The following is a 19,576-nucleotide window of genomic DNA, read 5'->3' as shown; positions in this document are numbered from 1 at the left end:
TTCGACCATCGATTTGAAATTCGCGAAATTCGGGTAATTCGTAGTTTGTTGATAATCAGCGCGTTTTGAAAACACGGTATCACATCGCTTTTGTCGTCATCTGCGATTGAGTATCGAATGGCAGGGCGAGGAAAGCCTAACCGCGTGACGAATGAAGCTTAACCGCACGACGACTAAGCCTTATCCGGGTCGCCGTTAAGGCTTCATCAGCGTAAGACAGCCTGTGAACCTCAGAAACAGGGCTATTTTCGCGTGGTGCGCGTTGCGGGTGACGCTGGAAACATGGCGCTTTTCGCGCTCATTGATTCAAAAACAAAGGCCGAAAAACGGTTAAAGAATTTTACATGTCCGAAACAGTCAGCGGAGTTTCATACGCTCGATCTTGGAACGCAGGAAACGTCGCAATTCGTCATTTTCAAGGATTTCGATTTCGTCGAAGAGGCCGAGGATGAAGCGGGAGATGCCCACATAGTTTGCCACGTCGGTCTCGAAAAACCAGTGCTCGTCGTCGTCGCGGGTCATGAACTTAGCCGAGCGGGGATGCTCCTCAAGCATGAGATGGTGTGCCAGGATGCTAAGCCTCAGCTTGATGCGGATTTTGTTCTCACCACTGAACATAAACATATCGGTGAACACCTCACGGTGCTTATGCTCATTAAACCAGGGGGTGTCGACCACCTCGACGGCTCCTATGCGCGCGACCTTAAAAGTTTTATTCTGTCTGGACTTGAGTTCGTAGGCGCGGATATCCGCCTTGTTGTCATAAAAGAGGTAGGGTTCCACCACCCTGTCGCTCACGCTGTGGCTGTGGGGCGAGGAGTAGTCGTGGAGTATGACCACCTGCCGATCGCTCATGGCCTGCTCAAGGAGACTTGTGTTTTCGTAAAGGCGTTGCCGGAAATGCACGTCGGCTTGGGATGTGAGATTGTAGAAGCGTTCAAGTTTACGCTTGATGGCTCCTGCCATCGGACTGTCCTGATCTTCTCCCAAAAGCCTGCCATGCAAGAAGACGACTTCGTCTTCGGTGAAATCGATGGCCGTCGCGATGCGCCGAAGGAAGGGAGAGTGGGGGTCGATGTAGTAGAATGTGCGATCGTGAACCACGTTGAAACCCATGTTGCGCATCCGCTTGAGCACATAATAAAGGTTGCGCAGGGTGGTGCCCAGCACCTCAGCCAGTTCCTTGGCCGTGTGTTCGCGACCGTCGATCATGGTCAGTATCAGGTCGAACCATTGTTCAAAACGTACCCTATTGTTTGTCATCGAAGCAGATTTCAAGTTGTCGGTTGCCTAACAGGTTGTAGCTTTTGCGGTGAAAGGGCGTGATGCCATAGCGGGCAATGGCCTCACGGTGTATGCGGGTGGGATAGCCCTTGTTGCTGTTCCAGTGGTACATGGGGTACTGCAAATGGAGTTCGTCCATGTAGTCATCGCGAAAAGTCTTGGCCAAGATGCTGGCAGCGGCGATGTTTTGGTATTTGCCGTCACCCTTGACGATGCACTGCCAGGGCAAGACGGCGGGGTCGTCGGGACGAGTCACCACCCGCTCTTTTCTTCCCTCGGTGGCATTTTCGGATAAGGGCTTGTAGGGGTCGAAGCGGTTGCCGTCGATAATGAGGGCCTCGGGTCGTACCGCGAGTTGGTCGATGGCTCGGTGCATGGCCAGGAAACTGGCATGGAGGATGTTGATGCGGTCGATTTCGGCGGGTGTGACGATGCCTACCGCCCAAGCCACGGCGTCTCTGATGATTTGTTCGCGGAGAGCATAGCGTTTCTTCTTCGATAGCTGTTTGGAGTCGTTGAAGTCTGGATTGTCGTAGTCCTTGGGCAGGATGACGGCGGCGGCAAACACACTACCGGCCAGGCATCCTCGCCCGGCTTCGTCGCATCCGGCTTCGATGAGATGAGGATTATAGGAGTTCTGCAACATAAGCTTGAAAGTGAAGAGGGAAGAGGGAAGAGTATGAGAGATAAGAGGGAAGAGTTTAGAGTGAAGAGTGAATCAACGCGCAGCTAAATTATGAATTATGAATTGTCAACGCGTTAGCCAAATTGTGAATTGTGAATTTTGAATTGTGAATTGATAACTCCTCCGCACCGCTCTGCGGTATCTTAGAATATTCGGAGAATATCTTTTTATCAATGAAAGGCTCATCGCAGAAAATCTTATTGTCTTGCTTCGCAAGATTAATCTTAGAATATCTGCCTAACCCTCCTCGCGTCAGCCAAATTGTGAGTTAAGAGTTAAGGCTGAAGAACGAAGAATCATCGCGCAGCTAATTGTGAATTATGAATTGTGAATTATGAATTATCAACGCGCAGCTAATTGTGAATTGAAAATTGTGAATTATGAATTATCAACGCGCAGCTAATTGTGAATTGAAAATTGTGAATTGTGAATTAAAACATCTTGACCACTCGCTCCAGCCCATCGACAAACGCGTCGATCTCTTGCTTGGTGTTGTACAGCGCGAACGAGGCGCGGACAGTGCCAAGCACGCCCAAGCGATCCATCAAAGGCTGGGCACAGTGGTGGCCCGTGCGCACGGCGATGCCGAGGCGGTCGAGCAGTGTGCCAAGATCCATGTGGTGGATATTGCCCACATTGAAACTGATGACAGCTTCGCCCACCTCGTCCGAAGACGAAGGATGCCCGTAAATCTTGATACCCTCTATATTCCTGAGTTGAGACAGGGCATACTTAGTCAATTCTTTTTCATGTCTTGCAATATTGTCTAATCCTAAATCGGTGACATAGTCGAGTGCCGTGGCCAAGCCGTGGGTGGCTACGTAGTCGGGCGTGCCGGCCTCGAACTTCAGGGGCGGGCGTTCGAAGGTAGTCTTCTCAAAGCTCACATGGGCTATCATCTCCCCTCCGCCCTGATAGGGAGGCAGTTTGTCGAGCCAGTCTTCCTTGCCATAGAGTACGCCTATGCCGGTTGGTCCGTAGACCTTATGACCGCTGAAGACGAAGAAGTCGCAGTCCAACGCCTGCACGTCGACCCTGAAATGAGGGGCGCTCTGTGCTCCATCGATGAGCACGGGGACATGGTGTTCGTGTGCAATGCGAATCATATCGGCCACGGGATTCACGGTGCCGAGCACGTTGCTCACGTGGGCAACACTGACAATGCGGGTGCGCTCGGTGAACAGGTTGGCGTATGCCTCCATGTCGAGCGTACCGTCGTCGGTCATCGGGATAACCTTGATCGTCAGTCTCTTTCGCTCTGCCTGCAACTGCCAGGGCACGATGTTGGAGTGGTGCTCCATGGTGGAGAGGATGATTTCATCGCCCTCGTGCATGAACGCCTCACAGAAACTGCTTGCCACGAGGTTGATGCCCTCGGTGGTACCGCGTGTGAAAACAATCTCGTTGGTGCTACCGGCATGGAGAAACCGGCGCACGGTTTCGCGCGCCTGTTCGTGCAGTTCGGTGGCCTGCTGACTCATCCAGTGTACCCCGCGATGCACGTTGGCATTAACATTGAGATATTCCTCGCGCATGGCATCGAGTACGACGAGCGGCTTCTGCGTGGTGGCGGCATTGTCGAGATACACCAACGGTTTGCCGTAAATGGTGCGGGAAAGAATGGGGAAAGAGGAGCGGGGACAATTCATAATTCAAAATTCATAATTCATAATTGGGCTGCGCGGAGTTGGCAATTCACAATTCACAATTTTCAATTCACAATTGGCTACGCGATGATTCTTCGTTCTTCACTCTTAACTCTTAACTTATAATTTGGGCTACGCGATGGGGGTAAGGCAGATATTCTAAGATTAATCTTGCGAAGCAAGAAAATGAGATTTTCTGCGATGAGCCTTTCGTTCAAGAGAAGATATTCTATGGATATTCAAAGATTCGGCATAGCCGAGCGGAGGAGTTTTCAATTCATAATTCATAAATCATAATTCATAATTAGGCTGCGCGTTGATTCTTCGTTCCTCACTCTTAACTCTTAACTCATAATTGGCTGACGCAGGAACAATTATGAATTTTGAATTGTGAATTTTGAATTACAACACCCTTCGCACTTGTTCAGCTCTCCACGGAAGCGCTTCTCTACCAAGTGATGGAGGCTGCTGCGGAGCGGTTCGAGCTTGATTTGGTCGATGACCTCACCCACAAAGGCGAACTCGAGGAGCAACTTCGCCTCGCGCTTGTCGATGCCACGCTGCTGCATGTAGAACATGGCCGCATCGTTGAGTTGGCCTACGGTAGAACCGTGGGCGCACTTCACATCGTCGGCGTAGATCTCGAGCATGGGCTGTGTGAACATACGAGCCGTCTTCGTAGTGCAGAGGTTCTGATTGGTCATTTGCGACTCGGTCTTCTGACTGTCGGGGCGAACGTGTATCAATCCCGCAAAAGCACCGACCGCCTTGCCATCGAGCACGTATTTATAGAGCTGATTTGATTTACAGTGCCCCACACGGTGATCTATCAACGTGTTATTGTCCACGTGCTGGTTGCCGTCTGCAATGACACAACCGTTGCACCAACATTCGGCTCCTTCACCTTTGAAGACGAGTTCGAGATGGTTGCGTGTAATGCCGTTGTGGAGCGTGATGACGTTATGATTCACACGGCTATTGGCCTGCTGGTCGATATAGACATTAGAAATGCGCACGTTCTTATGGTGCGTTGCCTCAAGACAATAAAGGTCGAGTGAGGCATTCTCGCCAACGAAGGCCTCAATAACCTGGGTACCAAGGAAGTTTCGGTCGTCGGCCGAGTCGTCACAAAACAGGAACTTGACCTCAGCTCCTTCCTCTACAATGATAAGCACACGACGGTTGACCATGAGGTCGACGTCGGATCGGAGGATGTTCACCACCTGTATGGCACGGTCCATCTTCACATTCTTGGGCACGTAGACAAAGAGTCCATCCTGCGCCAGCATGGTGTTGAGTGCGGTCAACGGGTCGCCGTTGGTTTTCGCAAGCTTAGCATAATATTTGGTAATGAGTTCCGGGTTGCGCTCGGCCTGCTCTTTCAAGCTGCCCACAATGACGCCCTCAGGTAGCGTGGTCTTGGGGTGAACCTTGCTATAGAACTGGTCGTTGACAACAAAATAGAGCGATGTACTCAGGTTGGGCACATCACAGCTAAACGACTGGTAAGGATTGATTGGGAATTGAATACGCTTCAGATTCACGCCATAATCCGGCTCAAAGAGCTTTTGCATATCGGTGTATTTGTAGTCCTCGACCTTTCTGTTGGGCAATCCCTGTTTCTTAAAATCCTCGAAAGCCTTGTCGCGCACAGCGTTCAGCGGTGCGGACGAATGTTCGAATAGCATTTGACGGGCTTGTTCGTACAGGTCGATGTATTGTTTCTCACTATTCATGAGTCGGCCTCCTCCTTAATCCAGTCATATCCTCGCTTTTCGATTTCCTTGGCAAGCTCCGGCCCCTCTGTCTTGACAATTCGTCCATCGTAAAGAACATGAATCACGTCGGGTTTGATCATCTCCAACAAACGTTCGTAATGGGTGATGACTATAATCGATTTCTGGGGGGTGAACAGTTTGTTCACACCTTCTGCAACGATGCGCATGGCATCCACGTCGAGTCCGGAGTCGGTTTCATCGAGAATGCTGAGCTTGGGATCGAGCATGGCCATTTGGAAAATCTCGTTGCGCTTCTTCTCCCCGCCCGAGAAGCCCTCGTTGACAGAACGTCGCGAAAGCTTGGCGTCGAGTTCCACGATCTGTCGTCTATCCTTCATCAACTGCATGAATTCGGACACATTCATGGGTTCCTGCCCATTGTATTTGCGTCGGGCATTGACGGCCGCCCGCATGAAGTTGGTCATCGATACTCCGGGAATTTCAACGGGATACTGAAACGACAGGAACAACCCCTCGCATGCACGTTCCTCCGGTGGCATTTCGAGCAGGTTCTTTCCATTGAACATGACCGACCCCTCGGTGACGGTGTAGAGCGGGTTACCGGTCAAAACGGCACTCAATGTTGACTTTCCCGAGCCATTGGGACCCATGATGGCATGCACCTCTCCTTCGTTTACGGTGAGGTCAATACCCTTTAATATTTCTTTGCCTGCAATGGTAGCGTGCAGGTTTTTAACTTCTAACATCTTAATTATTGTTTATTTTAGAAAAGTATATATTCATCAAATCACCCCACGCTTCCTTCCAATGAAACGCTTAAAAGCTTCTGCGCTTCGACTGCAAATTCCATCGGAAGTTTATTCAGCACCTCCTTGGCATAGCCGTTGACAATTAGTCCTACGGCGTCTTCCATACCGATGCCACGCTGGTTGCAGTAGAACAACTGGTCTTCGGAAATCTTTGAAGTGGTAGCCTCGTGCTCCACAATAGCCGTTTCGTTGTGGATATCCAGATAGGGGAATGTGTGTGCTCCGCAGTGAGAGCCAAGCAACAAGGAGTCGCAACTGCTGTAGTTTCGAGCATTCTCGGCGTTTGCCGTCACCCTGACCAGGCCGCGATAGGAGTTCTGGCTATTGCCGGCGGAGATTCCTTTAGAGATGATCGTCGACTTGGTGTTCTTGCCCATGTGTATCATCTTCGTCCCCGTATCGGCCTCCTGGTGGTTATTGGTCACTGCAACACTGTAGAATTCGCCCTGCGAATTGTCGCCGCGCAGAATGCAGCTGGGATACTTCCACGTGATGGCGGAACCAGTTTCTACCTGCGTCCACGACAGTTTGGAGTTGACGCCGCGACAGTCGCCGCGCTTGGTCACAAGGTTCAGCACCCCTCCTTTACCATCCTTGTCGCCCGGATACCAGTTCTGGACAGTGGAGTATTTCACCTCGGCATTGTTCATCACCACGATTTCCACAATGGCGGCGTGCAGCTGATTCTCGTCGCGCATCGGAGCTGTACAGCCCTCCAGATACGACACATAGGAGTCATCATCGGCCACAATCAGTGTGCGTTCAAACTGTCCCGTGTTTCTTGCATTGATGCGGAAGTAGCTGCTAAGTTCCATGGGGCACCGGACGCCCTTGGGAATATACACAAAGCTACCGTCGCTGAACACAGCCGAATTGAGCGCGGACGTGAAGTTATCGCGAATAGGCACCACACTACCAAGATACTGTCGCACCAAATCGGGGTATTCGCGCACCGCCTCGCTGATTGAGCAGAATATAACGCCCTTCTCAGCCAACTGCTTTTTAAAAGTGGTCTTCACCGACACGGAGTCCATCACTGCGTCTACGGCCGTACCACTCAAAGCCAAACGCTCCTCCAACGGGATGCCCAACTTGTCAAAAGTCTTCTCCAACTCCGGGTCAATCTCTTTGTTAGCCGGTTTCTTGGCCAAAGGATCGGCATAATAGGAAATGCCCTGAAAGTCAATCTCCGGCAGGTGGAGGTGTCCCCATGTGGGTACTTCCAGCGTTTTCCAGTAGCGGAAAGCCTCTAAGCGGAAGTCGAGAAGCCAGTCCGGCTCCTGTTTCTTGCGGGAGATAAGCCTCACCACATCCTCATCGAGTCCTACCGGAATAATCTCCGTCTCAATGTCCGTGGTAAAGCCAAACTCGTATTTTTGCTCTGCCACCTGCTTGACAAACTTATTCTTTTCTTGTTCGATTTGCTCTGTCTTCATATCTGTTCATAACCCAGCAAGGATTATGCCACGTCTTTAAATCGTACTATTTTTATCAAAATAGTGACACCCTGGATAGGAATGCCACTACTTTATATATGATAAGGTGACCGGGATTAACACCCGCCTATACCTTCATAACTGTCTACAAAACCTTGAAGAGCTTGTCAACTCTCCGTTTTGCCTGTCAATTTGTCGTTAGAGTTTTTGCTCAACTTCAATTTCTGTGAAGGTCTCGAGCACGTCACCCTCCTGTATATCGTTGTAGTTGACAAGCGAAATACCGCATTCCATTCCTGTCGCTACTTCCTTCACGTCATCCTTGTAGCGCTTCAGTGCAGCAAGGGGAGCAGTGTGAACCACAATGCCATCGCGCACTACGCGAGCCTTATCCTTGTTGTGCACCTTGCCTTCGGTAACCAGACCACCGGCCACGGTACCCACTTTGGATATCTTATAGACTTGCTTAACTTCCACTTGGGCGGTGAGAATTTCCTTCTTCACCTTGTCAAGCATACCCACCATGGCTGCCTTAACATCGTCAATGGCATCGTAGATTACCGAATAGGTGTTGATTTCCACACCTACAGAATCGGCCAACCTGCGTGCAGCCACTGACGGACGTACTTGGAATCCCACGATGATGGCATCGGATGCATCGGCCAATGTGACATCGTTCTCAGAGATTTGACCCACCGACTTGAAGATAACGTTCACCTGAACCTTCTCGGTCGACAGTTTGATAAACGAGTCGCTCAATGCCTCAACCGAACCGTCGGTGTCACCCTTCACAATGATATTCATCTCGTGGAACTCTCCACGGGCAATACGATGGGATATATCGCTCAGGGTCAGACGCGTCTGTGTACGCAAGCTCTGCTCACGTTGCAGTTGCTCACGCTTGTTGGCAATATCGCGAACCTCCTGTTCTGTTTCCAAAACATGGAACTGGTCGCCGGCTGTTGGTGCACCATTCAATCCAAGAATAATACACGGTTCAGACGGTCCGGCAGATTCTATGCGCTGATTGCGCTCGTTGAACATGGCCTTGATACGCCCCCAGTTAACTCCGGCAATGATGAAGTCGCCCACCTTGAGCGTACCGTTGCTCACCAACACCGTACTTATATATCCACGCCCCTTGTCGAGCGAGCTCTCCACCACGGTTCCCGTGGCTGAGCGATCGGGGTTGGCCTTCAGGTCGAGCATGTCGGCTTCGAGGAGTACTTTTTCAAGCAGATCGTCCACGCCGATGCCCTTCTTGGCACTGATTTCCTGGCATTGGTACTTACCACCCCACTCTTCCACAAGCAGATTCATCTGTGCGAGGTCCTCGCGAATCTTATCAGGGTTGGCGCCCGGCTTGTCTATCTTGTTGATGGCAAACACCATCGGCACACCGGCTGCCTGCGCATGGGCAATGGCCTCCTTGGTGGTGGGCATCACCGAGTCGTCGGCAGCAATGATGATGATGGCAATGTCGGTAACCTGAGCACCACGGGCACGCATGGCCGTAAAGGCCTCATGACCCGGAGTATCGAGCAAAGTGATGCGCCGGCCATTGTTCAGCGTCACGTTGTAGGCACCAATATGCTGTGTGATTCCACCGGCCTCACCGGCAATCATGTTGGTGTTTCGGATGTGGTCGAGCAGCGAAGTCTTACCATGGTCCACATGACCCATCACCGTAACAATCGGTGCACGCGAAATGAGATCGCTCTCGTCGTCTTCCTCTACCTTCACAGCTTCCTGAACCTCAGCACTGACATATTCCGTCTCGAAGCCGAACTCATCGGCCACCAAGTTAATGGTCTCAGCATCCAGACGCTGGTTGATCGAGGCCATTACACCGATGCTCATCAGTGTGGAGATCACCTGAGTAACGTCTACGTCCATCATCGTTGCCAATTCCGACACCGTCACAAACTCGGTTATCTTCAGCGTCTTGCTCTCCTTGCGCTCTGCACTGGCCTCAGCACTCATGCGTTCCTGAACGGCATCGCGCTTTTCCTTACGGTATCTGGCACCCTTACGGGTCTGACTCTGCTTGCTCTTCAGACGTGCAAGCGTCTCCTTTACCTGACGTGCAATGTCCTCCTCGTTGATCTCTACCGGTTTCTGGTTGCGTCTGCGGTTCCTGTTGTTACCGCGGCTGTTAGCATTATTGCCACGACCTCGGTTGGCGGCGCCGCCTTTACCATTCTGCTGCTGGTTTGCTGCAGCATTAATGTCCACGCGCTCCTTATTAATACGCTGACGCTTTCTGCGCCCGCCACCTTGCTGTTTGGCCTTGTCTTCACGCTCCTTGCGGCGTTCCTCCTTGGTTTTCTTCCTGGGACGCGTATTCTGGTTGATGGCGTCAAGGTCTATCTTGCCCACCACATTCACCTTGGGTGCATTCTGTATTCGCCTTTCACTGTTCAACTGGAACAGTTCCGGCTCTTTCTTTTCTTCTCCATCATTGGCTTCAGCGGTCTGCGTTTCGGCTTCAGGCTTGGTCTTTTCGATGGTATCTTCAGGTTCAGCAACAGGTTTTTCAGGCTTCTTTTCAGGCTGAACTTCCTTTTTGGCCTCTGGCTCCTTCTTCGGTTCCGGAGCTGCAGACTGAGGAGCCTCGGGCTTCTTCTCCTCTGCTTTGGTTTTTTCCGCCATCGGCTCTACCGGTTTTTCATTTGGTTCAGATTTGGCAGTCATTTTGTTTTCCTTCACCTCAGGATCTGGGCCAACGGCAGCAGCCTTCACCTCTGGGGCAGTTGTGGGCTTGGGAGCATCAGTTGCTTTTGCCGCAGGCTTCTGGCCGACGTCATCCAAATCGATCTTACCCAACGGCTTATACTGCTGGCGCTTGCTCGACTCCAGTAATCCCTCGGCACGGCGACTCTCCTTCTTCTCCTGCGCACGCTTCTTCTCCTTGGGTTTCTTGAAGAGTTTCTCAGCTTCGGTGCGCACGGCAGCATCCTGTCTGAACGCCTCGACCAAGGCAGCATACTGCTTGTCGTTGAGCTTGAAAGATGGTTCTGCTTTCACTTCGCCCAGCTCATTCTTCTTTTCCAGGAATTCAACTGCCGTTTGAAGTCCTATGTTTAATTCACGTAACGCTTTGTTTAATCTGATGCTCATATATTTCACTTTGAAGGCAATCAAGCTGAAAGGCAAAAAGGTAAAACCTTTGCTTCCTCGCCTTGTATATTTTATGTCTCTTTCTTGTTATGATTAACCCCTACCTTTTTACATTCTATATCCTTTACATGTCTTCGCGGGGATTATGTTAATATTCCATTTCGACCGTCTGTCACGGCTTAGCTCTCAAATTCCTTGCGGAGCACTTCGAGCACATGGTCTACAGTTTCTTCCTCCAGGTCGGCCCTCTCCACCAGCATTTCGCGAGGAGCGTTCATCACGGCTTTGGCCGTATCCAGTCCGATGGCCTTGATGGCATCGATGATCCACTGGTCAATTTCGTCGTTGAACTGATCCAAATAAACATCGTCCTCCTGCTGTCCTTGCTCATTCTCGTTCACCACGCGGTAAACATCAATGGTATATTCGGTAAGCATGGAGGCCAGTTTGATGTTCAGTCCGCCACGCCCAATGGCGAGGCTCACCTCCTCCGGCTGCAAGTAGACATCAGCCTTCCGGTTTTCCTCATCAAGACTGATACTCGTAATCTTGGCCGGACTGAGTGCACGCTGGATAAACAGCATCGTGTTGGCCGTCCAGTTGATAACATCAATATTCTCGTTGCAAAGCTCGCGAACAATACCATGCACACGGCTACCACGCACACCTACACAGGCTCCAACGGGGTCGATGCGGTCGTCATAGCTCTCCACGGCTATCTTGGCACGCTCCCCGGGCATCCGCGCAATCTTCTTGATGGCTATCAGTCCATCGGCAATCTCGGGCACTTCCTGTTCGAGCAGGCGCTCCATGAAGACCGGACTCGTGCGCGAGAGGATAATCTTAGGGTTGTTGTTCTCATTTTCCACACGATCGATCACTGCGCGCAGGGTTTCTCCCTTGCGATACTGATCTCTCGGAATCTGCTCGGACCTCGGCAGGATCAGCTCGTTGTTTTCATCATCCACCAACAACACTTCGCGCTTCCACACCTGATACACCTCGCCGGAAATCACCTGTCCCACGCGATCTTTGTATTTGTTGTAGAGTGAATCGTGCTCAAGTTCCAGAATCTTGCTGGCCAGCGTCTGGCGCAGAGTAAGAATGGCACGGCGCCCAAACTTGGCAAAGTCCACCGGTTCAGACACATCCTCACCCACCTCATAGTCGGGCTCTATCTTTTGTGCATCTGCCAGGCTGATCTGCTTGTTGTCGTCTTCCACCTCACCGTTTTCCACAACCACGCGGTTGCGGTAAATCTCGAAGTCACCCTTATCGGGATTAACGATCACGTCGAAATTCTCGTCGCTGCCATATTTCTTTGCAAGCACATTGCGGAAACTTTCCTCCAGCACGCTCACCAAAGTGGTGCGGTCAATATCCTTGTCGGTCTTGAACTCGCGGAAGGTGTCAATCATGCTCATCTGCTCGTCAACTTTTTTTCTTGCTGCCATAGCTTATTTGAAACTTATTAAGTATTTAGTATATTTTACGTTATCCATGCTGTATTGGTGGTCTTGGTCCATCATCACCGGGCGCTTCTTGCCCTCCACCTTTACCTTTTCGTTCACCGACACCACAAAGTCACGGCCTTCGACGCTTTTCAGCACGCCCCGCACTTTCTTGCCATCGGCGTCCAGCACCTCCACCGGCTTGCCGATGTGGTTCACATACTGCTGTTCCACCTTGAAGGGCTGACCAATGCCGGCCGACCCCACTTCGAGTTCGTAGTCTTCCTGCTCACGATCGAGTTGGCTCTCAATAAACTTGCTGAGTTCCACACAATCATTGATATAGACACCATCGGCATGATCAATCTCAACGGTGATCTTGTCGTTCGAGTCTACTTTGATGTCCACAAGAAAATACTCCTTGCCAGCCAGCCATTCTTCTACAATGTTTTTTACGGTGCTTTTATCAATCATAATGACGTTACTATAAAAAAATGAGGAACTCTCCAGGAGCCCCTCATTCCACTGAACGATGCAAAGTTACAAAAAAAAATGTATCCATGCAAACAAATACGCGTTTTTTAAAGCGGAAAAAGCTGATGTTGAAAAGCCACACGCCCTCTCTCACCTTTCCACACCTCACTGACGGCAGTCCCTTCCCGTCAGGAAACGGCAAGATACAGGTTTCAATCGTTAAATAAAAGTCACAAAAAACGCACCCTCCGAACTTTGATTTTAGAAGTTTCAGAGCTAAACCAAGTGGAGTTTCGGGGTCGTCCGAGCAGGTGGGAAAGTGGCTTGGCATTCGGTTAGGGCTTGATGGCACAGCGTTCTCAATCTAACCACAACGCGTCCAAGCCCTGATCGCAAGACGAGAAAGCCTTAGTCGCCGTGCCAAAAAGGCCTAATCGCAACGTGTATAGGAAAACTTTTTCAGACGGTTTGCTGTTGGAAACGCATAAGCGGCTATATGCAAGCCTATTATCAAAAACTCTTATTTTGGGCGTATTTCCGACTCAAGACCTTCGTTTTTGCTACGCGCGAAATATACGAAGGTCTTTGTCAGATATTTTACACATGATTTGATGCAAGCCTATACCATGATGACCCATGCTAAGGTATCTTCATCGGGGTGGGTCTTATATCGCGCGCATCGTAGCATGCCGTCAACCTATCGTTCGTGAAAATAGGCTTGGCTGCCTTGTCTACTTCAAGTTAAAGTCGGCGGCCGACACCCATTGCCCCGCGAAAGTGGCGCCGGTGAAGTTCGACTTGGTGGAAATGCCATAGCGAACCGAGCCTTTGGTGCTGCGTATATCCTTGATTTCTACGCGGTTCCACCCGTATCCTTTCCCATCATTGGCCTCAACGATTTTCCTATAATAGGTCTCGTCCGGGTCTGATGAGAGCGAGTCTGCGACGGCCAACTGTCGTTTGGCCGCTGCCCAGATATTACCGCCCGTATTACCCTCGGCCGGTATCTCCACCGCATATTTGCGTCCGTCGGCAATGGCATACAGATAGGCTCCCTTGCCATTGGCGCGAGCAGCCACGCTCAAGGTGTATGTGCCCGGCGCAACATCAGTTTTCTCTCGCTCCACCTGATAGCTCAGCCCCCATTCGGAGTAACCGTCCAGATAGCGCGTCCCTTCGTTGCCGGTGTAATATTCTCCACTTGAGGTGTAGTGGTCTTCACGGTCTGACGGAGCAACCAGATACCACCCACCCTGATTCAGGAATTCCCAGTCGGTTTCGTTGATGAACACACCATTGTGGGTGTTCGCCTTGATGTAGGCCTCGTGTTTGATCTCATCCAGTTTCTTCTCGGCCATAGAAATTCTTGCGCCAATGGCGATGCCGCTGACAATGGCCACAACGAGACTCACAGTCCACAGTCCTGCCCACATCAGGCGTTGCGGGGTGCCCATCGGCATGAGTTTCTTGGTGTTGCTCAGCAGTGAGTGGACGCCGCAATAAAGAGGAATCGAAAGTACGCCTGCCATGCCGACAACGCACACCAAACTCAATGCCGGACTAACCGCGTCTGAATAGAGCTTGGCAAATTCCATGTCGCCAAACAAATCGGGCATGGTCAGCAGCATGATGAGGATGGCCAAGATGGCCACAGTAACCAGGCCTGCAAGGATGCAAACGAGAATGATGAAGCCTTTCATCAGCAGCAGTATTATCCTGAAAAAACCACCTATGCATCCCGATGCCCCACTCCGGTGATGCTGGGGAATATCAGCTTGCACATGCTCTTCGGCCACTTCCTGGGCCAGGCTTTGTGGTGTCACATCCTTTCCTTTCATTTTCAGTCGGTCCTCGGGACTCTGTGCCACGGGTGTAATGACCGAGATCATCAAGTAGACGATCACCAGCCAGAGCGGTGTCCAAGTGAACGGCGTGACGTGGAAAAACCTGCCGGAAGACAAAGACGTGTCCAAAGTGATAAACACAAGAAACACGCAGGCCAGTCGCCACCACAAGGGGTCGCCGCCAAAGTAATGGGCGCATCCGGCCAGCAGTCCGGTGATCTTCTTGTCGGTGGGATCCCGGTAAAGGCGTTTGCCCGATTTTCTCAATCGATCGAAATAAGCCATGACTTCTTCCTTCAGTCGGTTGACCGTACTCTTTTCTCCTACCGGCTCCTCATTTTGCTCATCCTTATCCTCGTCTTGCAGCTCGTCCTCGACCATCTCTTTGGGATCTCCGATTCTCGTAATGATGTCCTGTACATGCTGAATGTTGATCGCCTCAACCCCCTGTGCCTTGAGATCGTCAAACAGTTCGGCGATGCGAGCCTCAATGTCGTCGGCAATCTCTTTCCCGTCGGGCTTATGCGCAAAATAGCTGCGCAGCGTGTCGATATATTGTTGCAACAGTCCGTAGGCGTCTTCATCGATGGCATAAAGCCGGCCTAACATATTGATGGTGATATTCTTTTTCATAATGACCTGTTGAATAATGATTAGAACTTTACTTTGGTTGTTTCAGATAGTTGACAGTGGCAGCAATCTCTCCCCACGCCTTATCCAACTCCTGGAGGAAGACTGCCCCCTTGTCGGTGAGCATATAGTATTTTCGCGGAGGCCCCTGCGTGCTTTCCTGCCATTTGTAACTCAGCAAGTGATCGTTTTTCAGTCGCGTAAGCAGCGGGTACAGCGTTCCCTCCACCACCAGCAACTCAGCCTCCTTGAGCCGCTGAATGATGTCCGAGGTGTAGGCCGATTGCTTTTCCAGTAGCAACAAAATGCAATATTCCAGCATCCCTTTGCGCATTTGCGATTTCACATTGTCTACATTCATAATCATCAATTTTTTAAGTTGATGTCGCAAAGGTATGTAAAACACAAGTACCTTGCAAAACATAGTACTATAAATCTTTGTTTCGTTAACTTTGTTTAACTACCAAACCACTGAAATAAACACCTAATCAGTAATATTGAAAATGTCCTATCTGAATATTATAAACCTGTTCATAGCTCCTGACAGGACCTTCTAAGAAAGTAGATATCTGATTTTGTCGAAAAAAGGAAAGGGTCCGAGAGTGGTTGTGAAAATACAAAACTTCGTCCATTTTAAAAAGTCTGGCTTTTTAAAGTGGACGAAGTTATCTGATAACGCCTTGTTCGATGATAAAGATTGGAAAACTATCTTATTCTCCGCTGCATCTCTAAAATCTGATTAATCAAACACAGACCTACTAAATGATGAACACCCGAAGTATCATACGGCAAGGATGTCGTGTGAAGTCGAAGTTCCCTCTAAAAGAAATTCGTGTAAAGTCGTGGGAGTCGATGCAAAGACAAAGGTTCTACGGCTGCGTTGCAGGCCTCAATGTTGCATGATATTTCTCCGGATTCTGCAACAACCGGAAAGCTTCCTTCAGTTGCTTATCAGTGCGCAGCGTGTTCTGTATGGCTCCGCGCTGATAGTAGTATGCCGTCACAATGTCGTTGGTGAGAATTTGCTTGATGGCCTCCTTGTTATACTCGAGATCCTTAGCCAGATTGTGTTTCAGCTTCTTGCGCAATGCCTCAAATTCAGGCTTAGCATCGTCATAATAGCCTTCGAACTTAGCCACTTTCTCCAAAGCATCGAGCGACTTCTCGCTGAGAGCATCATATTTGAAGTCGCTCGCCAGCACACGCTGCTTGAAATCCTCGTAATCGGCGTCAGTCAGCTCAAATTCGGCTGCCGGGGCGATTGTGGGATGCTTGGCAATATAGTCGATCTCATAGCTGTGCAGCACCTCAGCAGAGTCGCGCATGCCGGCAAGGTAATAAGCAATGTTGGGTAGCGAGTCGGCCTTGACCTCCACATCAGGCTCAATACCGCCCCCATCTTTCACCGGACGACCACTGGCCGTGTAAAAGGTTTGGATAAGCGAGTCGGCCGTTTCCTCCGTCGACCCACCGTTGGCATGCTTATAATTGAGCTTCTGAATGCATCGTCCCGAAGGAATGTAATATTTATTGGTGGTGAGTTTCATCTGTCCGTTGTAGGGAAGGTCTATCATGGTCTGCACCAATCCCTTACCGTATGTCTTGGTGCCCATCACCACTGCCCGGTCGAAATCCTGCAGGGCACCACTCGTGATTTCAGAGGCCGATGCCGAGTTACCATTCACCAGTACCACGACAGGCATCAACGTATCTACCGGTTCTACGCGAGTTTTGTAGTCTCGGTTCACCTGTTTCATCTTCCCACGATTGGAAACAACTAATTTTCCCTTCGGCACAAAGCAGTTTACGATGTCGACAGCTTCCATCTCGGAGCCCCCACCGTTGTTGCGAAGGTCGAAGACAAGCCCTTTCATACCCTGCTTTTTCATCTCGATCACCGCGTTGCGCACAGCCTTGCCACATCCCTCGGTAAAACTGTTGAGGTTGAGATAGCCTATGCCATTGGGTTGCATACCATAATAAGGTACCGCCGGCAGCTGGATGGCGCGGCGTTTCACCTTGAACTTCATATCTTTGCCGGTGGAGGGGCGATGAATTTTCAGTTCGAACGTCGTGCCGGGTTCGCCCCGCAGGTGGTCGCTCACATAAGCATTGTCGCGCTTGGTCATATCCTCACCATCGATGCTCAGGATGATATCACCCTTCTTCAGCCCCACCTCTGCGGCCGGCAGGTTCTCATACGGCTCATCGATACACACCCGACCAAGTTTGAAGTTATAGCGTATCAAAGCCCCGATGCCAGCATATTTGCCCTGCAACATCATCTTGACATCCTTGTTCTTGTCCTCGGGATAGTATTCTGTATAGGGATCGAGACTTCGCAGCATCGCCTTGACACCATTGCCCACCACCTCGTCGGCATCCAACGTGTCGACATACATCATGTCAAGATTCTTATATATGGTGTTGAACACTTCGAGGTTCTTAGCCACCTTGAAGTTATGATCGGCGTCCTGCGCCATGACATCGGCACCCACCGACAGGCATGCCAAGACCAAAAGCCACATCCCAACACCTGTCGAACGCCAACCCTCTACCAATATTTTTCTCATTTTCATATTCATTTGCCACACGGCTATTATCGATTACGATTCAATTCTTTCATTCTACCTCACATGCAAAGGTATGCAAATTATGGCGCTGCCCAAACATTTTTCACCTTATTTCAAATTTTTCGCCAAAAAAATTTGGAAGATTCCTCGAAACTGTTTACCTTTGCACTCGCAATAACAAAACTGCTTCAGTAGCTCAGTTGGTTAGAGCACCTGACTGTTAATCAGGGGGTCGTTGGTTCAAGCCCATCCTGGAGCGCACAGACGGAAGTTCTTAAACAAAAGAACTTCCGTCTTTTTGTCCTATAATATAGGTGTTTACAGCATTTCTAAAGCATTTTGGGCAGTTCATTAAAAAGAATAGTATTTCTACAAGTACAGTTTGCAAGCCACAAGTAAACGTAAATTATTGAGTGACCATTGACTGAAAGATATGGTTACAAGGAAAGCTAATAGTAAGGCTTCTCATATCGACAACACCTGCATATCGCGGACACGTACAAAGCTAATGGTACTATGTACCACATACTTTGACTTTAGGCAAGGCGTTGATGAACTACTGAATGATGTGTTAGAAAGATTGGAGAATAATAAAGGGCAGCCTTAGCGACTACCCGTGTGAATTATCTTTTTCAAGCTATTTATCCTACGGGTTTCGAAATGTCTATGCGCAACCCGAGAGAATTGACAAGGCGAAAGAACAGTCCTACCCCTGGCTCAATCAATCCGTTTTCTATTTTGGATATATACGACTTAGTCGTACCAGCCTTTTCAGCCAGTTCGGTTTGCGTCATTTTTGCTTCCTTGCGTGCTTGTAAAAGGATTTGCGAGGCATAAAATGCCTTTGCCTCATCTTCAAACTGTATTCGTTGTGGTGTACCTTCCTTGCCGTATTTTGCATCCAGCACGAGGTCGTAGTCTTCAATCTTGTGGTTGTTTGTCTTCATAATATGCCTCCTTTATCTTTAGTGCTTTTTCTATTTCTTGTCTGGGTGTTTTCTGTGTCTTTTTTTGAAAGCCATTGAACAGCACCACAATTTGTTCGTTGTCAAAAATGAAGAACACACGGTAGATATTGCTCTCGTATTCAATTCGCAATTCAAACAATCCATCTCGTATTGCTTTGACAAACTTTGTCGAAAGTCTTTCCTGCGTCTTCAGTAGTTGCAAAGCATAGTCTATCTTTCGCTGTACCTTCTCATCCAGCGTCTGCATGAATGCCTGAAAGTAGCCACCGTATGTCTTTATTCGTCTCATACTGCAAAAGTAGCAAAAGTTTCTATATATGACAACTTTTTGTATTATTTTTTCTGCCGCAAAGTAAAATTAAACTTTATTTCTATTGGAGTTAAAATATTATCAATATTGCTAGTACTTTGCATCAAGACAGTCCACAAGACAGAAGTGGCATTTCTACAAGTACAGTTGGTAAACCACAGATTATTGGCCGATCATTGACTGAAGAGTTTCTCTGTTTGCAATGGCAGATAATTGAATAGCAGGACGACTCTTGGCGTGAATGACGGAGTAATTCTAATCTATACGTGTCAATTATTGTTAATTGCTTTTTTTTCTGCAACCTTTTCCTTACTTTTGCGCTCAATTATAGGGAAGATTGGCAGAGTGATCGAATGCGCTGGACTCGAAATCCGGTATACCCTTTTTGGGTATCGGGGGTTTGAATCCCTCATCTTCCGCAGTCATGAATAACACTTTTGAAAGAGCTTTGGACAGTTTGTCTGAAGTTCTTTTTTTTGTAAACCTGGCATGAGCATACAAAAAAGTAAGGGGTTAGCATCTATTGATTGGCATTTGCCTCCTACCCTACCACCTTAAAGTTTACAGGTTCAAATAAGCAAGCAATATAAACGAAAAAGTAAAAAAG

At 49.4% G+C, this 19,576-nt stretch carries 14 protein-coding genes and 2 tRNA genes; 2 read left to right on the top strand and 14 right to left on the bottom strand.

The window, feature by feature from the left end; all coding sequences use genetic code 11:
- Positions 1–357 precede the first annotated feature (357 nt).
- From HMPREF0645_RS10480 to HMPREF0645_RS10425, 12 genes are all read right to left on the bottom strand, one after another.
- Entirely contained in the window at positions 358–1,263 is a 906-nt protein-coding gene (locus HMPREF0645_RS10480; RefSeq protein WP_007174977.1) for a helix-turn-helix transcriptional regulator, read from the bottom strand.
- Positions 1,250–1,930, bottom strand: coding sequence for a ribonuclease HII (locus HMPREF0645_RS10475; RefSeq protein ID WP_007174976.1), 681 nt, complete (start codon positions 1,928–1,930; stop codon positions 1,250–1,252). The genes HMPREF0645_RS10480 and HMPREF0645_RS10475 overlap by 14 nt, the downstream gene beginning before the upstream one ends.
- A 470-nt stretch (positions 1,931–2,400) precedes the next feature.
- Entirely contained in the window at positions 2,401–3,618 is a 1,218-nt protein-coding gene (locus HMPREF0645_RS10470) for an aminotransferase class V-fold PLP-dependent enzyme (RefSeq protein ID WP_044123579.1), read from the bottom strand.
- Positions 3,619–3,989: 371 nt separating this feature from the next.
- The gene (gene sufD / locus HMPREF0645_RS10465; RefSeq protein WP_007174974.1) at positions 3,990–5,351 is read right to left on the bottom strand and encodes a Fe-S cluster assembly protein SufD; all 1,362 of its coding nucleotides are present in this window, start codon (positions 5,349–5,351) and stop codon (positions 3,990–3,992) included.
- Positions 5,348–6,100: a Fe-S cluster assembly ATPase SufC gene (gene sufC / locus HMPREF0645_RS10460; protein WP_007174973.1), complete on the bottom strand. Its 753-nt coding sequence runs from the start codon at positions 6,098–6,100 to the stop codon at positions 5,348–5,350. Before sufC ends, sufD begins: the two co-directional genes overlap by 4 nt.
- Positions 6,101–6,141: 41 nt before the next feature.
- Positions 6,142–7,599, bottom strand: coding sequence for a Fe-S cluster assembly protein SufB (sufB, locus tag HMPREF0645_RS10455; RefSeq protein ID WP_007174972.1), 1,458 nt, complete (start codon positions 7,597–7,599; stop codon positions 6,142–6,144).
- 198 nt (positions 7,600–7,797) lie between these two features.
- Positions 7,798–10,719, bottom strand: coding sequence for a translation initiation factor IF-2 (gene infB / locus HMPREF0645_RS10450; protein WP_007174971.1), 2,922 nt, complete (start codon positions 10,717–10,719; stop codon positions 7,798–7,800).
- Between the two features lie 179 nt (positions 10,720–10,898).
- Positions 10,899–12,173, bottom strand: coding sequence for a transcription termination factor NusA (gene nusA, locus HMPREF0645_RS10445; protein WP_007174970.1), 1,275 nt, complete (start codon positions 12,171–12,173; stop codon positions 10,899–10,901).
- 3 nt (positions 12,174–12,176) lie between these two features.
- Entirely contained in the window at positions 12,177–12,644 is a 468-nt protein-coding gene (gene rimP, locus HMPREF0645_RS10440; RefSeq protein WP_007174969.1) for a ribosome assembly cofactor RimP, read from the bottom strand.
- A 731-nt stretch (positions 12,645–13,375) separates the two neighbouring features.
- On the bottom strand, positions 13,376–15,121 hold the full coding sequence (locus HMPREF0645_RS10435) for a PspC domain-containing protein (RefSeq protein WP_007174967.1): 1,746 nt from the start codon (positions 15,119–15,121) through the stop codon (positions 13,376–13,378).
- Between the two features lie 28 nt (positions 15,122–15,149).
- On the bottom strand, positions 15,150–15,479 hold the full coding sequence (locus HMPREF0645_RS10430; protein WP_044123598.1) for a PadR family transcriptional regulator: 330 nt from the start codon (positions 15,477–15,479) through the stop codon (positions 15,150–15,152).
- A gap of 508 nt (positions 15,480–15,987) precedes the next feature.
- Positions 15,988–17,646, bottom strand: a complete 1,659-nt coding sequence (locus HMPREF0645_RS10425; protein WP_044123597.1) for a S41 family peptidase — start codon at positions 17,644–17,646, stop codon at positions 15,988–15,990.
- 230 nt (positions 17,647–17,876) lie between these two features.
- Between HMPREF0645_RS10425 and HMPREF0645_RS10420 the strand changes: the two genes are divergently transcribed.
- Positions 17,877–17,950, top strand: a tRNA-Asn gene (locus HMPREF0645_RS10420).
- 382 nt (positions 17,951–18,332) lie between these two features.
- Here the strand turns inward: HMPREF0645_RS10420 and HMPREF0645_RS10415 are convergent.
- A complete protein-coding gene (locus HMPREF0645_RS10415) occupies positions 18,333–18,638 on the bottom strand; it encodes a helix-turn-helix domain-containing protein (RefSeq protein ID WP_007174963.1) in 306 nt (101 codons plus the stop codon).
- Positions 18,613–18,948 carry a type II toxin-antitoxin system RelE/ParE family toxin gene (locus HMPREF0645_RS10410; protein ID WP_007174962.1) on the bottom strand — a complete coding sequence of 112 codons (336 nt, stop codon included), beginning with the start codon at positions 18,946–18,948 and terminating at the stop codon, positions 18,613–18,615. Before HMPREF0645_RS10410 ends, HMPREF0645_RS10415 begins: the two co-directional genes overlap by 26 nt.
- Before the next feature lie 352 nt (positions 18,949–19,300).
- Here HMPREF0645_RS10410 and HMPREF0645_RS13995 point away from each other — a divergent pair.
- Positions 19,301–19,388 (top strand) — tRNA-Ser (locus HMPREF0645_RS13995).
- Positions 19,389–19,576: the final 188 nt, after the last annotated feature.

It is taken from the genome of Hallella bergensis DSM 17361, from assembly GCF_000160535.1.
GTDB lineage: Bacteria > Bacteroidota > Bacteroidia > Bacteroidales > Bacteroidaceae > Prevotella > Prevotella bergensis.
This window is presented reverse-complemented; position numbering and strand designations above follow the sequence as displayed.